At 42.9% G+C, this 14,642-nt stretch carries 14 protein-coding genes; 8 read left to right on the top strand and 6 right to left on the bottom strand.

Annotated features, from left to right (window positions below; all coding sequences use genetic code 11):
- Nucleotides 1–9 precede the first annotated feature (9 nt).
- Nucleotides 10–756: an FNR family transcription factor gene (locus ACED28_RS10475; RefSeq protein ID WP_009846714.1), complete on the top strand. Its 747-nt coding sequence runs from the start codon at nucleotides 10–12 to the stop codon at nucleotides 754–756.
- A gap of 132 nt (nucleotides 757–888) precedes the next feature.
- On the top strand, nucleotides 889–1,839 hold the full coding sequence (gene uspE, locus ACED28_RS10470) for a universal stress protein UspE (protein ID WP_371709801.1): 951 nt from the start codon (nucleotides 889–891) through the stop codon (nucleotides 1,837–1,839).
- A gap of 107 nt (nucleotides 1,840–1,946) precedes the next feature.
- Here uspE and ttcA read toward each other — a convergent pair whose 3' ends face one another.
- The 4 genes from ttcA to ACED28_RS10450 form a co-directional block, all read right to left on the bottom strand.
- Nucleotides 1,947–2,840 carry a tRNA 2-thiocytidine(32) synthetase TtcA gene (gene ttcA / locus ACED28_RS10465; protein ID WP_009846716.1) on the bottom strand — a complete coding sequence of 298 codons (894 nt, stop codon included), beginning with the start codon at nucleotides 2,838–2,840 and terminating at the stop codon, nucleotides 1,947–1,949.
- Nucleotides 2,841–3,129: 289 nt separating this feature from the next.
- Nucleotides 3,130–3,780, bottom strand: coding sequence for a DUF2987 domain-containing protein (locus tag ACED28_RS10460; protein WP_009846717.1), 651 nt, complete (start codon nucleotides 3,778–3,780; stop codon nucleotides 3,130–3,132).
- A gap of 123 nt (nucleotides 3,781–3,903) precedes the next feature.
- Complete coding sequence (locus ACED28_RS10455) at nucleotides 3,904–4,752, bottom strand: glucosaminidase domain-containing protein (RefSeq protein ID WP_371709800.1); 849 nt, start codon at nucleotides 4,750–4,752, stop codon at nucleotides 3,904–3,906.
- The gene (locus ACED28_RS10450) at nucleotides 4,745–5,599 is read right to left on the bottom strand and encodes a hypothetical protein (RefSeq protein WP_371709799.1); all 855 of its coding nucleotides are present in this window, start codon (nucleotides 5,597–5,599) and stop codon (nucleotides 4,745–4,747) included. The genes ACED28_RS10455 and ACED28_RS10450 overlap by 8 nt, the downstream gene beginning before the upstream one ends.
- Before the next feature lie 329 nt (nucleotides 5,600–5,928).
- On the opposite strand from ACED28_RS10450, the gene potA reads away from it, so the two are divergent.
- From potA to ACED28_RS10420, 6 genes are all read left to right on the top strand, one after another.
- Entirely contained in the window at nucleotides 5,929–7,044 is a 1,116-nt protein-coding gene (gene potA, locus ACED28_RS10445; protein WP_009846720.1) for a spermidine/putrescine ABC transporter ATP-binding protein PotA, read from the top strand.
- Nucleotides 7,028–7,885, top strand: a complete 858-nt coding sequence (gene potB / locus ACED28_RS10440; protein WP_012603924.1) for a spermidine/putrescine ABC transporter permease PotB — start codon at nucleotides 7,028–7,030, stop codon at nucleotides 7,883–7,885. Before potA ends, potB begins: the two co-directional genes overlap by 17 nt.
- Complete coding sequence (potC, locus tag ACED28_RS10435; RefSeq protein ID WP_004733706.1) at nucleotides 7,885–8,655, top strand: spermidine/putrescine ABC transporter permease PotC; 771 nt, start codon at nucleotides 7,885–7,887, stop codon at nucleotides 8,653–8,655. Before potB ends, potC begins: the two co-directional genes overlap by 1 nt.
- 137 nt (nucleotides 8,656–8,792) lie before the next feature.
- Entirely contained in the window at nucleotides 8,793–9,827 is a 1,035-nt protein-coding gene (locus ACED28_RS10430; RefSeq protein WP_048610987.1) for an extracellular solute-binding protein, read from the top strand.
- Between the two features lie 227 nt (nucleotides 9,828–10,054).
- Nucleotides 10,055–11,092: an extracellular solute-binding protein gene (locus tag ACED28_RS10425; protein ID WP_029222954.1), complete on the top strand. Its 1,038-nt coding sequence runs from the start codon at nucleotides 10,055–10,057 to the stop codon at nucleotides 11,090–11,092.
- Nucleotides 11,093–11,194: 102 nt separating this feature from the next.
- The gene (locus ACED28_RS10420) at nucleotides 11,195–12,061 is read left to right on the top strand and encodes a GGDEF domain-containing protein (protein ID WP_012603927.1); all 867 of its coding nucleotides are present in this window, start codon (nucleotides 11,195–11,197) and stop codon (nucleotides 12,059–12,061) included.
- Between the two features lie 117 nt (nucleotides 12,062–12,178).
- Here ACED28_RS10420 and cobB read toward each other — a convergent pair whose 3' ends face one another.
- Complete coding sequence (gene cobB / locus ACED28_RS10415; protein WP_017100630.1) at nucleotides 12,179–12,913, bottom strand: Sir2 family NAD+-dependent deacetylase; 735 nt, start codon at nucleotides 12,911–12,913, stop codon at nucleotides 12,179–12,181.
- 256 nt (nucleotides 12,914–13,169) lie between these two features.
- Nucleotides 13,170–14,390, bottom strand: coding sequence for an ammonium transporter (locus tag ACED28_RS10410; protein ID WP_102431931.1), 1,221 nt, complete (start codon nucleotides 14,388–14,390; stop codon nucleotides 13,170–13,172).
- Nucleotides 14,391–14,642: the final 252 nt, after the last annotated feature.

Below are 14,642 nucleotides of genomic sequence, written 5' to 3'. Positions count from 1 at the left end.
AAGATTGTTATGATTTCTGAAAAGCCTGTGACGAAACGTGTTCAGTCTGGTGGCTGTGCGATCCATTGCCAGGATTGTAGTATTAGCCAGCTCTGTATTCCGTTTACTTTGAATGAATCTGAACTCGATCAACTTGATCAGATCATTGAGAGAAAAAAGCCTATTCAAAAAGGCCAAGAGTTATTTAAAGCCGGTGACGAGCTTAAATCTCTATACGCTATTCGCTCTGGAACGATCAAGAGCTACACGATTACCGAGCAAGGTGATGAGCAGATTACTGCATTCCACCTAGCGGGCGATCTTGTTGGCTTCGATGCGATTACTGGTGACATGCACCCTAGTTTCGCACAAGCGTTAGAAACTTCTATGGTATGTGAAATTCCATACGAAATTCTAGACGACCTATCAGGCAAAATGCCTAAATTGCGTCAGCAAATTATGCGTCTGATGAGTAATGAGATTAAAGGTGACCAAGAAATGATTCTGCTTCTTTCTAAGAAGAACGCGGAAGAGCGTCTTGCTGCATTCCTTTACAACCTTTCTACTCGTTTCTCTCAACGTGGCTTCAGCCCACGTGAGTTTCGCCTAACGATGACTCGTGGCGATATTGGTAACTACCTTGGTTTGACTGTTGAAACAATTAGCCGTCTTTTAGGTCGCTTCCAAAAAGCAGACATCTTGAGCGTTAAAGGCAAATATATCACTATCGAAGATCACGATGCGTTGATGGAACTTGCTGGCGTTTCAAAAGAATAGTCTAGATATCAATGATGTAGTTCAATAATGAGCTACATCATGTTTCTCTCTTAAAACCTCTTATATTTCTCTTATTCTCTCCATAACTACGCTACATTATTTATATGTTCGGTCTGAAAAGTAGGCTTAGTTATGAGTATCTATAACAAAATTTTAGTTGTCGCAGACATTAATCACGATGAGCAACCTGCTCTAGTTCGTGCTATCCAACTTGCCAAGAAAAGCACATCAACAAGCCACATCACTTTCTTTTTATCGATCTACGATTTCTCGTATGACATGACATCTATGCTCTCTGTCGATGAAAGAGACGCAATGCGTAAAGGCGTAATTCATCAACGTGAAATTTGGATGAATAAAGTGGCGGCTCCTTACCTTGATGATTCCATTGAATTTAACGTGCAAGTGGTTTGGCATAACCGCCCGTATGAAGCGATCATTGCAGAGGTTTACAGTGGCGAGCATGACATCCTAATCAAAGGTACGCGTAAGCACGATACCTTAGAATCTGTCATCTTTACTCCTACTGACTGGCACTTATTGAGAAAATGCCCTAGCCCAGTGCTATTGGTTAAAAATGATTTTTGGCCAGAACACGCGAAGATTTACGCTTCAGTTCATGTAGGCTCTGAAACCGAAGCTCACTTAGAGCTCAATGATACGATGGTCGACAGGTTACTTGAAATCACAGGTCGTTTAGATGCTGAGCCGCTATTGGTAAACGCCTACCCGGTGACACCTGCTAATATCACAATCGAGCTGCCAGAGTTTGACCCAACCTCTTATACTGACGCGGTTCGTGGTCATCACTTAACAGCGATGAAAGCGTTGCGCCAGAAACACGGTATGAGTGAAGAGCAAACTGTTGTTGAGCAAGGCTTGCCAGAAGATGTTATTCCTCGCGTCGCTTCTGAAAATAACGCTGCGATGGTGATTCTGGGTACAACGGGTCGTACTGGATTGTCTGCTGTGTTTATTGGTAATACTGCGGAACATGTCATCGACAAGATTAACTGTGACGTACTTGCTCTTAAACCGTCGGGTTACGTCAGTCCACTTGATCCCAGTTTGTCTATAGGTTAATACCTTATAGCTGATTTAAAATCATAAAAAAACGCCTCAAGCATTGCTTGAGGCGTTTTTGTTTGTCTGTTGTAGGCGCATCTATTGCTCTACAACGATTATTCTTATTATACGTTAGTCACGTCGATGAACATTGACTCATCGATATTTGATGAGGAAATTTCAGCTTCTTCGAATTCGTAGGCCTTGCGATCTTCACTACGGTCTAGTGGAAGGTTTACGAAATCAAACAGTTCTCGGTCAGCCAGTTGGCTTGGACTTACGTTCTGAATTGACTTGAAGATCTTCTCAACACGACCTGGCGTTTTCTTATCCCAATCAATCAACATTGCTTTAATGTTCTGGCGCTGTAGGTTCTCTTGAGAGCCACACAGGTTACAAGGAATGATTGGGAAATCTAGGTGCTCTGCGTATTGGATTAAGTCCGTTTCACGACAATAAGTCAGTGGACGAATAACAACGTTACGGCCATCATCAGAACGCAATTTTGGCGGCATTGCTTTCAAGCGTGCACCGTGGAACATGTTCAGGAACATCGTCTCAACAATATCGTCTAGGTGGTGGCCAAGAGCAATCTTAGTCGCCCCAATTTTCTCTGCAAACGAGTACAAAGTACCACGACGAAGACGAGAACATAGACCACAAGTTGTTTTACCCTCTGGCACTTTCTCTTTAACTACGGAGTACGTATCTTTATCTACGATGTAGTAAGGAATGTTCAGAGTTTCGAAGTATTCAGGAAGAATGTGCTCAGGAAAGCCAGGTTGTTTTTGGTCTAGGTTTACGGCAACAACATCGAATTTGATAGGTGCAGCTTCACGTAAACGTAGCAAAATATCTAGCATCGCAAATGAATCTTTACCGCCACTAATGCATGCCATTACTACGTCATTCTCTTCGATCATGTTGTAGTCAACGATGGCATTTCCAACATTTCGTCTCAGGCGTTTCTGAAGCTTGTTGAATTCAAGTGTTTCTTTTTTATTTTCGTTTTGGTTCATTGCGACTCTCACACCGTCGTATTACCGACTGTAGATTGCTAGTGGGACTGTTTTAGGGCGTGGATTATACGGATTTTTATTTGATGTTGAAATAGTAACGGCAGGATTAACAAGCTGAGTATTGGAAAGATTCCGCTTCTTTTGTGCTTTAAGCTCTCTAAACGGTTAGATAAACGCGTCTTAACAAATTCGAGGTTTGCATAGTAGACAAAGAAAAGCAGCCTTCTCTAAAAGATCAGGCTGCTTAAGAACTACTTCCTCAAAGCGTAGGGAGTGCTTCTAGCTAGACTTATTGCGCGGGAATGTACGGTAATACGCGAACCGTTGGCTCTGGTAAAGTGATGCTGTCACTTCCATTCAGCTCTTCTAAGGTGAATTTAGCACGCCCTTCTTTAATTGGGATCTGTTTACCGTTAGATAGAGCAATGTTGCCTTCAAGCTTGTCATTGAACTCCAACGTTAACCCTTGGATATCAGGTGTGAACCAGCTAGAGAACATGCCGCTGACGTCTTCTAGCATCGCTTGCATCTGCGGTAACAGGCTTTCTAGCTGTGCAACTTCAACAGTTTCAGCTAAAGGTTCCTGTGTCATGACAACGAGCGAATACGCGCACTCTTGTTCTTGGGTTTGTACAAAGATAAGAGGATTTGCTGAGCGCAGGTTTTGATCTACAGGTAGAAGCAGCTCATTCGCAGGAGACACTTTTAGCTCTTCGTAGTGCTCTTCTTTCTCCATCCAAGCTTTGCTGATGTGACAGGTTTTCTGTGCTTGTTGGTCAACAAAGAACACCGCAACTTTGACATCATCGTGCCCTTCTTTGGTGTTGTTTTTCAGCTGAGTATAGAGTTTAGAATACGTGAACATGTATTCTTGCGCCGAAGCTGGAAGAGAAACCCCAAAACTTAAAATGGCTAATAAAGCGAGTGCTGTCTTTTTCATTATTATAATCTTGTTGAAGTTGAGCGTTTATAAATAGAAAGAGCAGCCAATGAGCTGCTCTTTTGCGATATTGCTTGGTGTCAAATTGACTAAAGAAGTCAATCAAACGGATATCCAAATGAGTTACTTTTCCCAGTATACCTTGTTGTGACGGATCATAGCTTGTAAATCAGTCACATAGTCTGAACCTCGCTCAGAATATTTTAACAAGCCATTGGTCAATTCGGTCGCCGTTTCTTTGGTTAACAGATCATTACCATTTGCTGCCAGTTGCGCACGAATGGCTCTTAAATCTGCATAGGCACGGTTACGATTAAGGTTCATGAAGTAACGGTGTACGGATTCTTGGCTTGAAGAAAATGTTGCTACTTCATGCGAGCTGCCTTCGTTACGTTGTAGCGGAACAAGGCCACAACCTTTGCTGTAACACCAATGTCCGAAATAGTTGTTTGCTTTGGTGGCGAAACGTGATGTCCCCCAAGCTGATTCATTAGCAGCCTGTGTCAGTACCAGCGCCTCTGGCAGTACGTTGACTCGGTTAAGCATTTCCGCCAACCATGTCTGTTCTATACCTGTGCTAGGTACCGGTAAGCGGTACAACTTCCCTAACCTTTTCGCATAAGAAATGTCTTCAGAATCAATATTACTTAAACCAGATTCAGAGAGCTTAGTTAAAAACGCACGTTCTTTGGTGATACGTTTGTTTTCAATCTTGATGCTTGGTCGTAGGAACGAGAAAAACGCGTCTTTTTTCTCGTTTACATCCTTAATAGCCGCAAAATTTGGTGCGCTTGAAGCAACAGTCAAGTCATCAAATTGGTCTGCTGAAGTAGAGCTCTGTTCTGTCGTACGTCGGCGTTCTTCTTCTTGGTAAAGGTATGGGCCAATCAGTGAGATAGAACCCACGATTGCTAGTGTTGTTACCTTGAGCGCAAGAGATTTACTCGCGCTGCCTTTGTCGTTATTACGCATCGAAGACCTGCGGGTTTTTGTTCTTGTTACCATGGCTACTGTTGTTGCCGTTATTGTTACCGCCATCGCTATCGCCATCGTCATCGCTCATTGGGCGGTCTGATGCAATTATCTTCAGCTTGATGCCAAACATCTCACGGTAAACGATACCTTTCACGTGAAAGAAGAATGGAAGAACGAAGATCAAGCCAATGCCGTACATCATCGCAGCAACGATGAACATCAGCATAACCATTAGATATATAGACGCGACTACGAAGATCTTCTTATTTACTGCTCTTAGAGAAAGTAACAGCGATTGCATCGGCGGAACTTTTTTATCACAAATCAGCAGAATTGAGTTGCTGAACGCAAGTGAGAAGTAGATAGACAGAAATGGCAGAATCATACCAGCGATGCCTTGAAGCATTAGGCTGAACAAAGTCACTAGAATAACGGGGATCGTAAACTGCAAACCTTTGCCTATGTGGCGTACTTTAGTTTGAAGACCTGCAGCGTGGCTCATTGCCATTAAACAGATGCCGGCATAGATGGGTGCACTGACGACTTCATAGCTAAAATTCGCAATGAAAATCGATTCAACGATCTGAGGTGTAAAGGCTTCAGGGTCGATTACCGCATCTAAGATAACTGCAGGGTCACCAAGTTGCAGTTTTAGTGCGATATAAAAGATAGCCAATTGTACGAACATCAGCGCAACAATCGCAGGGGAAAACGAAAGAAAGTGACTTATCGTATGTTTCCAAGCTTCTTGGAATACAGCCGTTGCTTTGAGCTCATAATCGCCGGAAAGTGCACGGTCGATACTACCGCCCAAATTAAAATCTTTTTCGATGTCGTTGTTCATATTGATACCTAGGTGCGCCAACTAAACGAAGGCACCTAACTTATTGATAAAAAATTACCTTCATTATACCCATATGTCGGATGCAAACTAAAATATGAATCTGTAACAAGGCTTGCTTTTACGTCTTAATGGTTAATAATTAGACACTTGTTAGGGTATGAACCCAACAAATAACAGTATGGTAAAGGATGTTTACTTTTACCTGCGAATTTTTTTGTCTTCGAAAGATAAAAAATGCTTTGAATTCACGTTTTTGGTGATTATGATGCGCGCCTTAGAGGTGTATAGCAACAGGTCTCAAATAGAACCAAGGTGGAGAAAAACAGACGTTGAACGCTAAAAAATCAGTAGGGAAGCCAGTAGTACAGCTAACTGGCATCAGTAAAAGTTTCGATGGTAAGGAAGTCATCGGCAATCTGGATTTAAACGTAAATCATGGTGAGTTTCTCACGATTTTAGGCCCATCAGGTTGTGGTAAAACAACCGTGCTAAGAATGATTGCGGGTTTTGAAACGGCGGATAGTGGTGAAATACTATTAGCTGGACAGAACGTAACCCAAGTTCCTGCTGAACAAAGGCATGTAAACACTGTTTTCCAAAGCTATGCCCTATTCCCGCATATGACCGTTTTCGATAATGTGGCATTTGGCTTACGCATGCAGAAAGTTCCAAGCAGCGAGATTGAACCTCGTGTAATGGACGCTTTGAAAATGGTGCGCTTAGAGCAAATGGCACAACGAAAGCCACACCAGCTATCTGGTGGCCAACAGCAACGTATCGCAATCGCTCGTGCTGTCGTTAATAAGCCTAAAGTTCTCTTGTTGGATGAATCTTTATCTGCTCTTGATTACAAACTACGTAAACAGATGCAAATCGAGCTGAAACAACTGCAACGCCAACTTGGTATCACGTTCATTTTTGTAACGCATGACCAAGAAGAAGCACTCTCTATGTCCGACCGCATTATTGTTATGCGTGATGGCGTGATTGAACAAGACGGAACACCAAGAGAGATCTACGAAGAGCCTAAGAACCTATTCGTAGCGCGTTTCATTGGTGAAATTAACGTATTCGAAGCGACAGCTAAATCTCGTCAAGATGAAAAGCGCATTGTTGCGACAATCGAAGGTGAAGAGTCCATTATCTATCACGATAAAGACGTAACACCGGGTCAAAAACTGCAAGTATTGCTTCGCCCTGAAGATCTTCGTATCGAAGAAATCAAAGAATCTGAGCAACGCGGTATTGTTGGTCACATTGTCGAGCGAACCTATAAAGGCATGACATTAGATTCAGTCGTAGAACTTGAGTCGGGTATGCGTGTCATGGTTAGTGAATTCTTCAACGAAGATGACCCTGATGTTGATCACTCACTGGGCCAAAAAGTTGCAGTAACTTGGGTTGAGAGCTGGGAAGTGGTATTAGAAGATGAGCAAGAAGTTTAATTTACAAAACGCAATTGTTGCTTTAATCACAGGTTGGTTAGTGCTGTTCGTGATGATTCCAAACATCATGATCATCGGTACTAGTTTCTTAACTCGTGATGAAGCTAACTTGATTGAGATGACTTTTACTCTCGATAACTATGTGCGTTTGGCTGATCCGCTGTATTTTAAAGTGCTGATGCACTCTTTCTATATGGCAATCGTTGCTACCCTGCTTTGTTTAATTATTGGTTACCCGTTCGCCTACATCGTGGCAAAAATGCCTGCGAAATGGCGTCCAATCATGTTGTTTTTAGTGATTGTGCCATTTTGGACTAACTCACTGATTCGTACTTACGGATTAAAAGTGGTTCTGGGTACTCAAGGGGTTCTGAACAAAGGTTTGTTAGCGTTAGATATTATCGATAAGCCACTTCGTATTATGTATTCAGAAACGGCAGTAATGATCGGTTTAGTGTATATCCTACTCCCGTTCATGATTTTGCCGTTGTACTCAGCAATCGAAAAGCTAGACGACACTTATTTAGAAGCGGCTAAAGATTTAGGTGCGAACAAACTGCAAACGCTATTGAAAGTCGTGTTACCACTGACTATGCCAGGTATTGTCGGCGGTTGTTTATTGGTGTTATTACCTGCATTAGGTATGTTCTACATCTCTGACCTATTAGGCGGAGCAAAGAACCTGCTGATTGGTAACGTGATTAAGAGCCAAGTACTCAATGCTCGGGACTGGCCGTTTGGCGCTGCGACGAGTATTGCACTGACCGTGGCAATGGCTGTGATGCTTTATGCCTACTACCGTGCAGGTAAGTTATTGAATAAGAAAGTGGAGCTAGACTAATGGGTCGCACAGTTAAGTTCAGCTTTATGGCGTTGGTATACGCTTTTCTATACCTACCTATTATCGTATTGATTGCAAACTCATTTAATGCCAATAAATTCGGCATGAAATGGGGTGGCTTTACCACCAAGTGGTATGACGCACTGATTAACAACGACAGCCTAATGCAGGCTGCGTGGCATTCGATCAACGTAGCGGTGTTCTCAGCGACTGCCGCAACGATTGTCGGAAGCCTGACTGCCGTTGCCCTATTCCGTTACCAATTTAAAGGTAAAGGCATCGTCAATGGCATGTTGTTCATCGTGATGATGTCACCAGATATCGTAATGGCGATTTCGCTTCTTGCGCTATTCTTGGTTATGGGTGTACAACTTGGGTTCTTTACCCTACTTGCAGCGCACATTACTTTCTGTTTACCGTTCGTTGTTGTCACGGTCTACAGCCGCTTGAATGGCTTTGATGTGAAGATGCTAGAAGCAGCAAAAGACTTAGGTGCAAGTGAGTGGACGATTCTAAAACAGATCATCCTGCCTCTTGCTAAGCCAGCGGTTGCTGCGGGGTGGTTATTGAGCTTCACTCTGTCTTTGGACGATGTGATCATCAGCTCTTTCGTAACAGGTCCAACTTACGAAATCTTGCCACTGAAGATTTACTCGATGGTTAAAGTCGGTATATCTCCAGAGGTCAACGCCCTAGCAACAGTGATGTTAGTGGTGTCGTTAATACTGGTGATTATTTCTCAGTTGTTAGCGAGAGAGAAAATCAAGTAAGTCTCCTACTCTTTACTGAGACGGACTTGATAAGATTCAAGTTTAACAAAAGTGTTATTCATAAACAGAATGGTAAATTGCCATTCTGTTTTTCTATCTACTGCCTTCGGGCAACGTTTAGTTTGGAGCTAACGTCAATGAAAAAATGGGCTACTTTATTAGCTGGTAGTGCATGTGCGCTTTCAATGTTATCTGCACCATCATTTGCAAAAGATAACAAAGAATTGGTATTCATGAACTGGGGACCTTACATCAACAGTGAGATTCTAGAACAGTTCACTGATGAAACTGGTATCAAGGTTATCTACTCGACTTACGAGTCGAACGAAACCCTGTACGCAAAGCTAAAAACACACAACAAAGGCTATGACCTAGTTGTGCCGTCGACTTACTTCGTATCTAAGATGCGTGACGAAGGTATGCTACAAAAGATCGACAAAACTAAGCTGAACAACTTCAAGAATCTAGATACTAACTACCTAGATAAGCCGTACGATCCAAGCAACGACTACTCTATTCCACACGTCGTTGCAATCACAGGTCTTGCTGTTAACACTGACATGTACGACCCGGAAGATTTCCAAAGCTGGGCTGACCTATGGAAGCCGGAGCTTGAAGGTCAACTTATGATGATGGACGACACTCGCGAAGTGTTCCACATCGCACTACGTAAGTTAGGTTATTCTGGTAATACAACAAACGAAAAAGAGATCGACGAGGCTTACGCTGAGCTGCGTAAGCTAATGCCGAACGTTCTAGTATTTAACTCAGACAACCCAGGCGCGCCTTACATGTCTGGTGAAGTGGGTCTTGGTATGCTGTGGAACGGTTCTGCTGCTGCTGCGCAAAACGAAGGTCTACCAATCAAACTGGTTTTCCCTAAAGAAGGCGGTATCGGTTGGGTTGATAACTTCGCGATTAGCTCTGGTGCGGTAAACGTAGAAGCAGCTCATAAGATGATCGACTTCCTACTTCGTCCTGAAATTGCTGAGCAAATCTCTCGTGACACCGGCTACCTAACGGCTGTTAAAGCGTCTAACGAGAAGTTCAAAGACAGCCCTGCGCTGTTCCCATCTCAAGAAGACCTTGATCGTGTGGAATGGCAAGCTGCGGTTGGCGATAAAACAGTGAAATACGAAGATTACTTCATGAAGCTTAAAGCCGGTCAGTAAGCGAGTTTGTTATCTAATTGCTCCGGTCAAAAGAGGCTAATAAGTAACTGGTTTACTTAACAAGCCTAGTTAGGTAATCAACACGTTAAAAATAAGAATATCAATCAATAGGCAGCTTTGGCTGCCTATTTTGTTATATCACTGCTATAATTTAGCGCGATTTTTAGAAATCCATTTACTTTGGGTTCAATACCCAGCTCCAAATCAAACAAATGAACGGAACAGTAATGAAAAAAACACTGTATACCGGCGCATTGTGTGCTGCTACTTTACTTTCTACACCCTCTTTCGCAGCTGACCAAGAACTGTATTTTTACAACTGGTCTGAATATATTCCAAATGAAGTACTAGAAGACTTCACCGAAGAGACTGGCATTAAAGTCTATTACTCAACTTATGAGTCTAACGAAAGCATGTACGCTAAGTTAAAAACTCAAGGTACGGGTTACGACTTGGTCGTTCCTTCTACTTACTTCGTTTCTAAGATGCGTAAAGAAGGCATGCTTCAAGAGCTTGATAAAACTAAGCTAAGCCACTTTGCAGATTTGGATCCAAATTACTTAGATAAGCCATTTGACCCAAATAACAACTACTCGATCCCATACATCTGGGGCGCAACGGGTATTGGTATCAACTCAGATATGCTAGACAAGTCTTCAGTTAAAAACTGGGGCGATCTGTGGGATACACAGTGGGAAGGTCAACTGATGATGATGGATGACTCTCGTGAAGTTTTCCATATCGCACTGTCTAAACTGGGTTACTCTCCAAACACGACTAATCCTGAAGAAATCAAAGAAGCGTACGAAGAACTTCGTAAGCTAATGCCAAACGTATTGGTATTTAACTCAGATTTCCCAGCAAACCCTTACCTAGCGGGTGAAGTGTCTCTTGGTATGCTTTGGAATGGCTCTGCTTACATGGCACGTCAAGAAGGCGCAACGATTGACATTATCTGGCCAGAGAAAGGCGCTATCTTCTGGATGGATAGCCTAGCGATTCCAGCTGGTGCTAAGAACACTGAAGCGGCACATAAGATGATCGACTTCCTACTTCGCCCAGAGAACGCTGCGAAAATTGCTCTTGAGATCGGTTACCCAACACCCGTTAAAACTGCTTACCCTCTTCTTCCGAAAGAATTTTCTGAAGATAAGAACGTTTTCCCGCCACAATCAGTGATGGATAATGGTGTTTGGCAAGACGAAGTTGGCGAAGCGAGCGTTATTTATGACGAGTACTTTCAAAAACTTAAAGTAGACAACTAATTTGTTAGCAAAAGTTTAATTGTTGCTAGTAAGTTAAATAAAGCGGCGTAAGCCGCTTTATTTTTATTCAAAATTTATATAGGATTAAGCAAACAATACGAAGTGCGATTACATATGCAAGCAAACCCTATCCTGTTAGTTGTGACTTTTATGCTGTTAGCGTCACTGTTGATGCTTGGCCTGAGTTCATTTATTCATATTGATTCAAATTATGATTTGTTTTTCGAAACAAATACCCTCGTGATCACTATGTACATCTATTATGTTGCGCGTCACGCCATTCGTCCCCACAAAGCTCTTCGCTACGGCGCTCTATTACTCATTTTTAACCTGTTTTATGACGTATCAACCGAGCTTAAACATCTTGATGAGTGGGCTGACCAAAATGAACTAATAGATACCTTCTTGGAAGACGGGTTGCTACAAATCGCATTTCTATTGATCGCTTACGGCATTACAGAATTAACTGGAAAAATCAAAGACCAAGGTAAACGCGACGAGCTTACTGGTTTGTATAATCGCAAGAAGTTTGACGCGATCAAACTTGCAGAGTTTGAGCTCATTTACTTCGACTTAGATGGACTAAAAGAGACAAATGACCTTAAAGGCCACAAAGTTGGAGATTTAATGATTGTTCGTTTCTCTCAGGCTCTGAGGCAAACTGCTTTGGAAGATGAAATGGTGTTTAGAGTGGGTGGTGATGAGTTTGTTGCAACGGCTCAACTCGGTCGTGGTGGTGAGTTTGTCAGCCAAGTCAATAACTTACTGCATGGTGAGAACATCAGTTTTTCTTACGGTATCGAAGTGACCAACCGAGATAATTTTAAACAGGCATTGGTTGAATCCGATAAGGCGATGTACGAAATGAAAAAAGCTCAACGACCTGTTCAAAACTCTTGGTGCACGTCTTGTCCTAATCTAGAAACAAATTACCTGAATATAGAGACAACAAGGCAAACTGATGACTAGAGCCTCATCTGAATAAATGTCAGTTTGCCACTGATAAATGATAAATGATAAATGTTGCTGATAACGAGCTCTCAAGTTCCAACCTTAAGCGGGTCAATCAATTTATTGGCACAATGGTCAGGCCGTTAGAGACCCCTTCTCTGACAGCAATAGCTCACCGACTAGCTTAGGTACCTCGATACTCGCCTTACCGTAACGTTTCTCTTCAAATTCACTCTCTACCGCACTGGGTTCGAGGTTTATCTCGATCGTATGTGCTCCATGCATTTTAGCATCATGTACAAAACCTGCGGCTGGATAAACCACACCTGACGTGCCGATCGAGATGAACAAATCAGCTTCTTCTAACGCTGAATAAATGTCGCCCATCCTCAATGGCATTTCGCCAAACCACACAATATGAGGGCGCATTTGAGCTGGTATCTGGCAACAATGGCACAATTCACCAGTATGAATGTCGTCTTTGTGCTCTAGAACTTGGTTTGACTCGCTACAACGTGCCTTAAGAAGCTCACCGTGCATGTGGATAATGTTGTTGCTACCGCCTCTCTCGTGCAGGTTGTCGATGTTCTGAGTGATGATAGTTACTTTGCCATCGAGCTTATCTTCAAGCTCTCCTAGCGCCTTGTGGGCTGAATTTGGAAAGATATTTTCACTCTGTAATCCATGACGACGCTTGTTGTAAAACGCTTGTACAAGGTCAGGATCTTTTGCAAAACCTTCAGGTGTCGCAACATCCTCGATTTTATGGTTTTCCCATAATCCGTCTTGTGCTCGGAATGTTTGAATCCCCGACTCCGCGGAGATGCCAGCGCCAGTAAGAATTACGATATTTCGATATGGGAAATGCATACAACGTCCTTTTCAATATGTCACTTTGTAACAGCTTAGCACTGTTCAAATTCCAACAATAGTTTTAGGGATTAGACCATAGTCTTAGGCAACTGAATTCATTGGCTATTTGTGACATAACTCGCTTGATAGTTGTTGCCGTTCATACTCAAACTTTCTATTTGCTTCTCACAGAAACAAAAAAGCGACCGAAGCCGCCTTAGTTCTGTTTAACTGATGTCTACTTGATGAGCTTAAACTCACACCGTGAACGACGTTAGTCTTCGTTAATAGACGAGATCTTATGGATTGAAAGATCCGCACCGTTGAATTCGTCTTCTTCACTTAATCGTAGGCCTGTTAGTTTGCTTAGCACGCCATAAACAATCAATGCGCCAATTAAAGCCACAGCAATACCAGCGAGTGTACCGACAACTTGAGAAGCAAAGCTTACGCCCCCTAGCCCCCAGAATGTTTGCGAGCCGAAGATACCCGCTGCAATGCCACCCCAAGCGCCACATACGCCATGTAGAGGCCACACACCTAATACATCATCAATCTGTGTTTTGTTTTGCATGTAAGTGAACAGGTAAACGAACAATGCCCCTGCCACGCCGCCAGTCACTAACGCGCCTAATGGGTGCATTAAGTCTGAACCTGCGCAAATCGCTACTAAGCCAGCCAAAGGGCCGTTATGGATAAAACCTGGGTCATTCTTACCTGCAACAAGCGCCGCAAGAATACCGCCAACCATTGCCATCAGTGAGTTCATCGCCACTAGGCCGCTGATGCCATTTATCGCTTGAGCAGACATCACGTTAAAGCCAAACCAACCTACACATAAGATCCAAGAACCTAACGCTAAGAATGGAATGTTTGATGGTGCAAAGTTAGTGTGTTTACCCGCGCGGATGCGACCTTTACGCATACCAAGGAAGTAAACCGCAACCAATGCAATCCAACCGCCAACACCGTGAACCACAACTGAACCTGCGAAGTCATGGAACCCATAGCCAAACTGACCTTCTAACCAATCTTGGAAGCCAAAATTACCATTCCAAATGATGCCTTCGAAAAATGGGTAGATGAAACCGACCGTAAACAGTGTCGCAATCAAAATTGGATAGAAACGAGCACGCTCTGCGATACCACCAGAAACAATCGCAGGAATTGCAGCAGCGAAGGTCATTAGGAAGAAGAACTTAACCAGTTCGTATCCATTACCTTGTGAGAGCGTTTCAGCGTCGGCAAAAAAGTGAGCGCCATAAGCGACCCAATAACCGATAAAGAAGTAAGCGATGGCGGAGACACCAAAGTCGGAAAGGATCTTAACCAGCGCGTTGACTTGGTTCTTCTTTCGGACGGTACCGACTTCGAGAAACGCAAAGCCAGCATGCATCAGGAAGACCATGATTGCGCCGAGTAATAGGAATAAGGTGTCTGAACTTTGGGTAAGGGTTTGTACTGCACTATGAACTTGAGTCACCGTTTCACTCATTAAAGCATTCTCCTTCGCTTTATCTGATTTGCACTGATATCGTGCGATTCAATGTTGTAATTAATTAAAGACTCAACAGTGAATGCAAGATGTGCTCCAAGTGTGAAGGGTAATTTTCGTGCAACAGATTTTGTTTTTAACTTATTGATTATTAGAGTCTAAATATTTAGGTGCACTTTTATGGTTCTTAAAAACCAAAAAAATCACAACGACAATTGCACCAAATAAGGGAGTTGCACCATATTGAAGCGG

Source organism: Vibrio sp. 1F253, assembly GCF_041439295.1.
In the GTDB taxonomy this organism is placed as follows: domain Bacteria; phylum Pseudomonadota; class Gammaproteobacteria; order Enterobacterales; family Vibrionaceae; genus Vibrio; species Vibrio tasmaniensis_A.
Note: the sequence above shows the minus strand (reverse complement) of the source record. Positions and strands in the feature narration are given on the sequence as shown.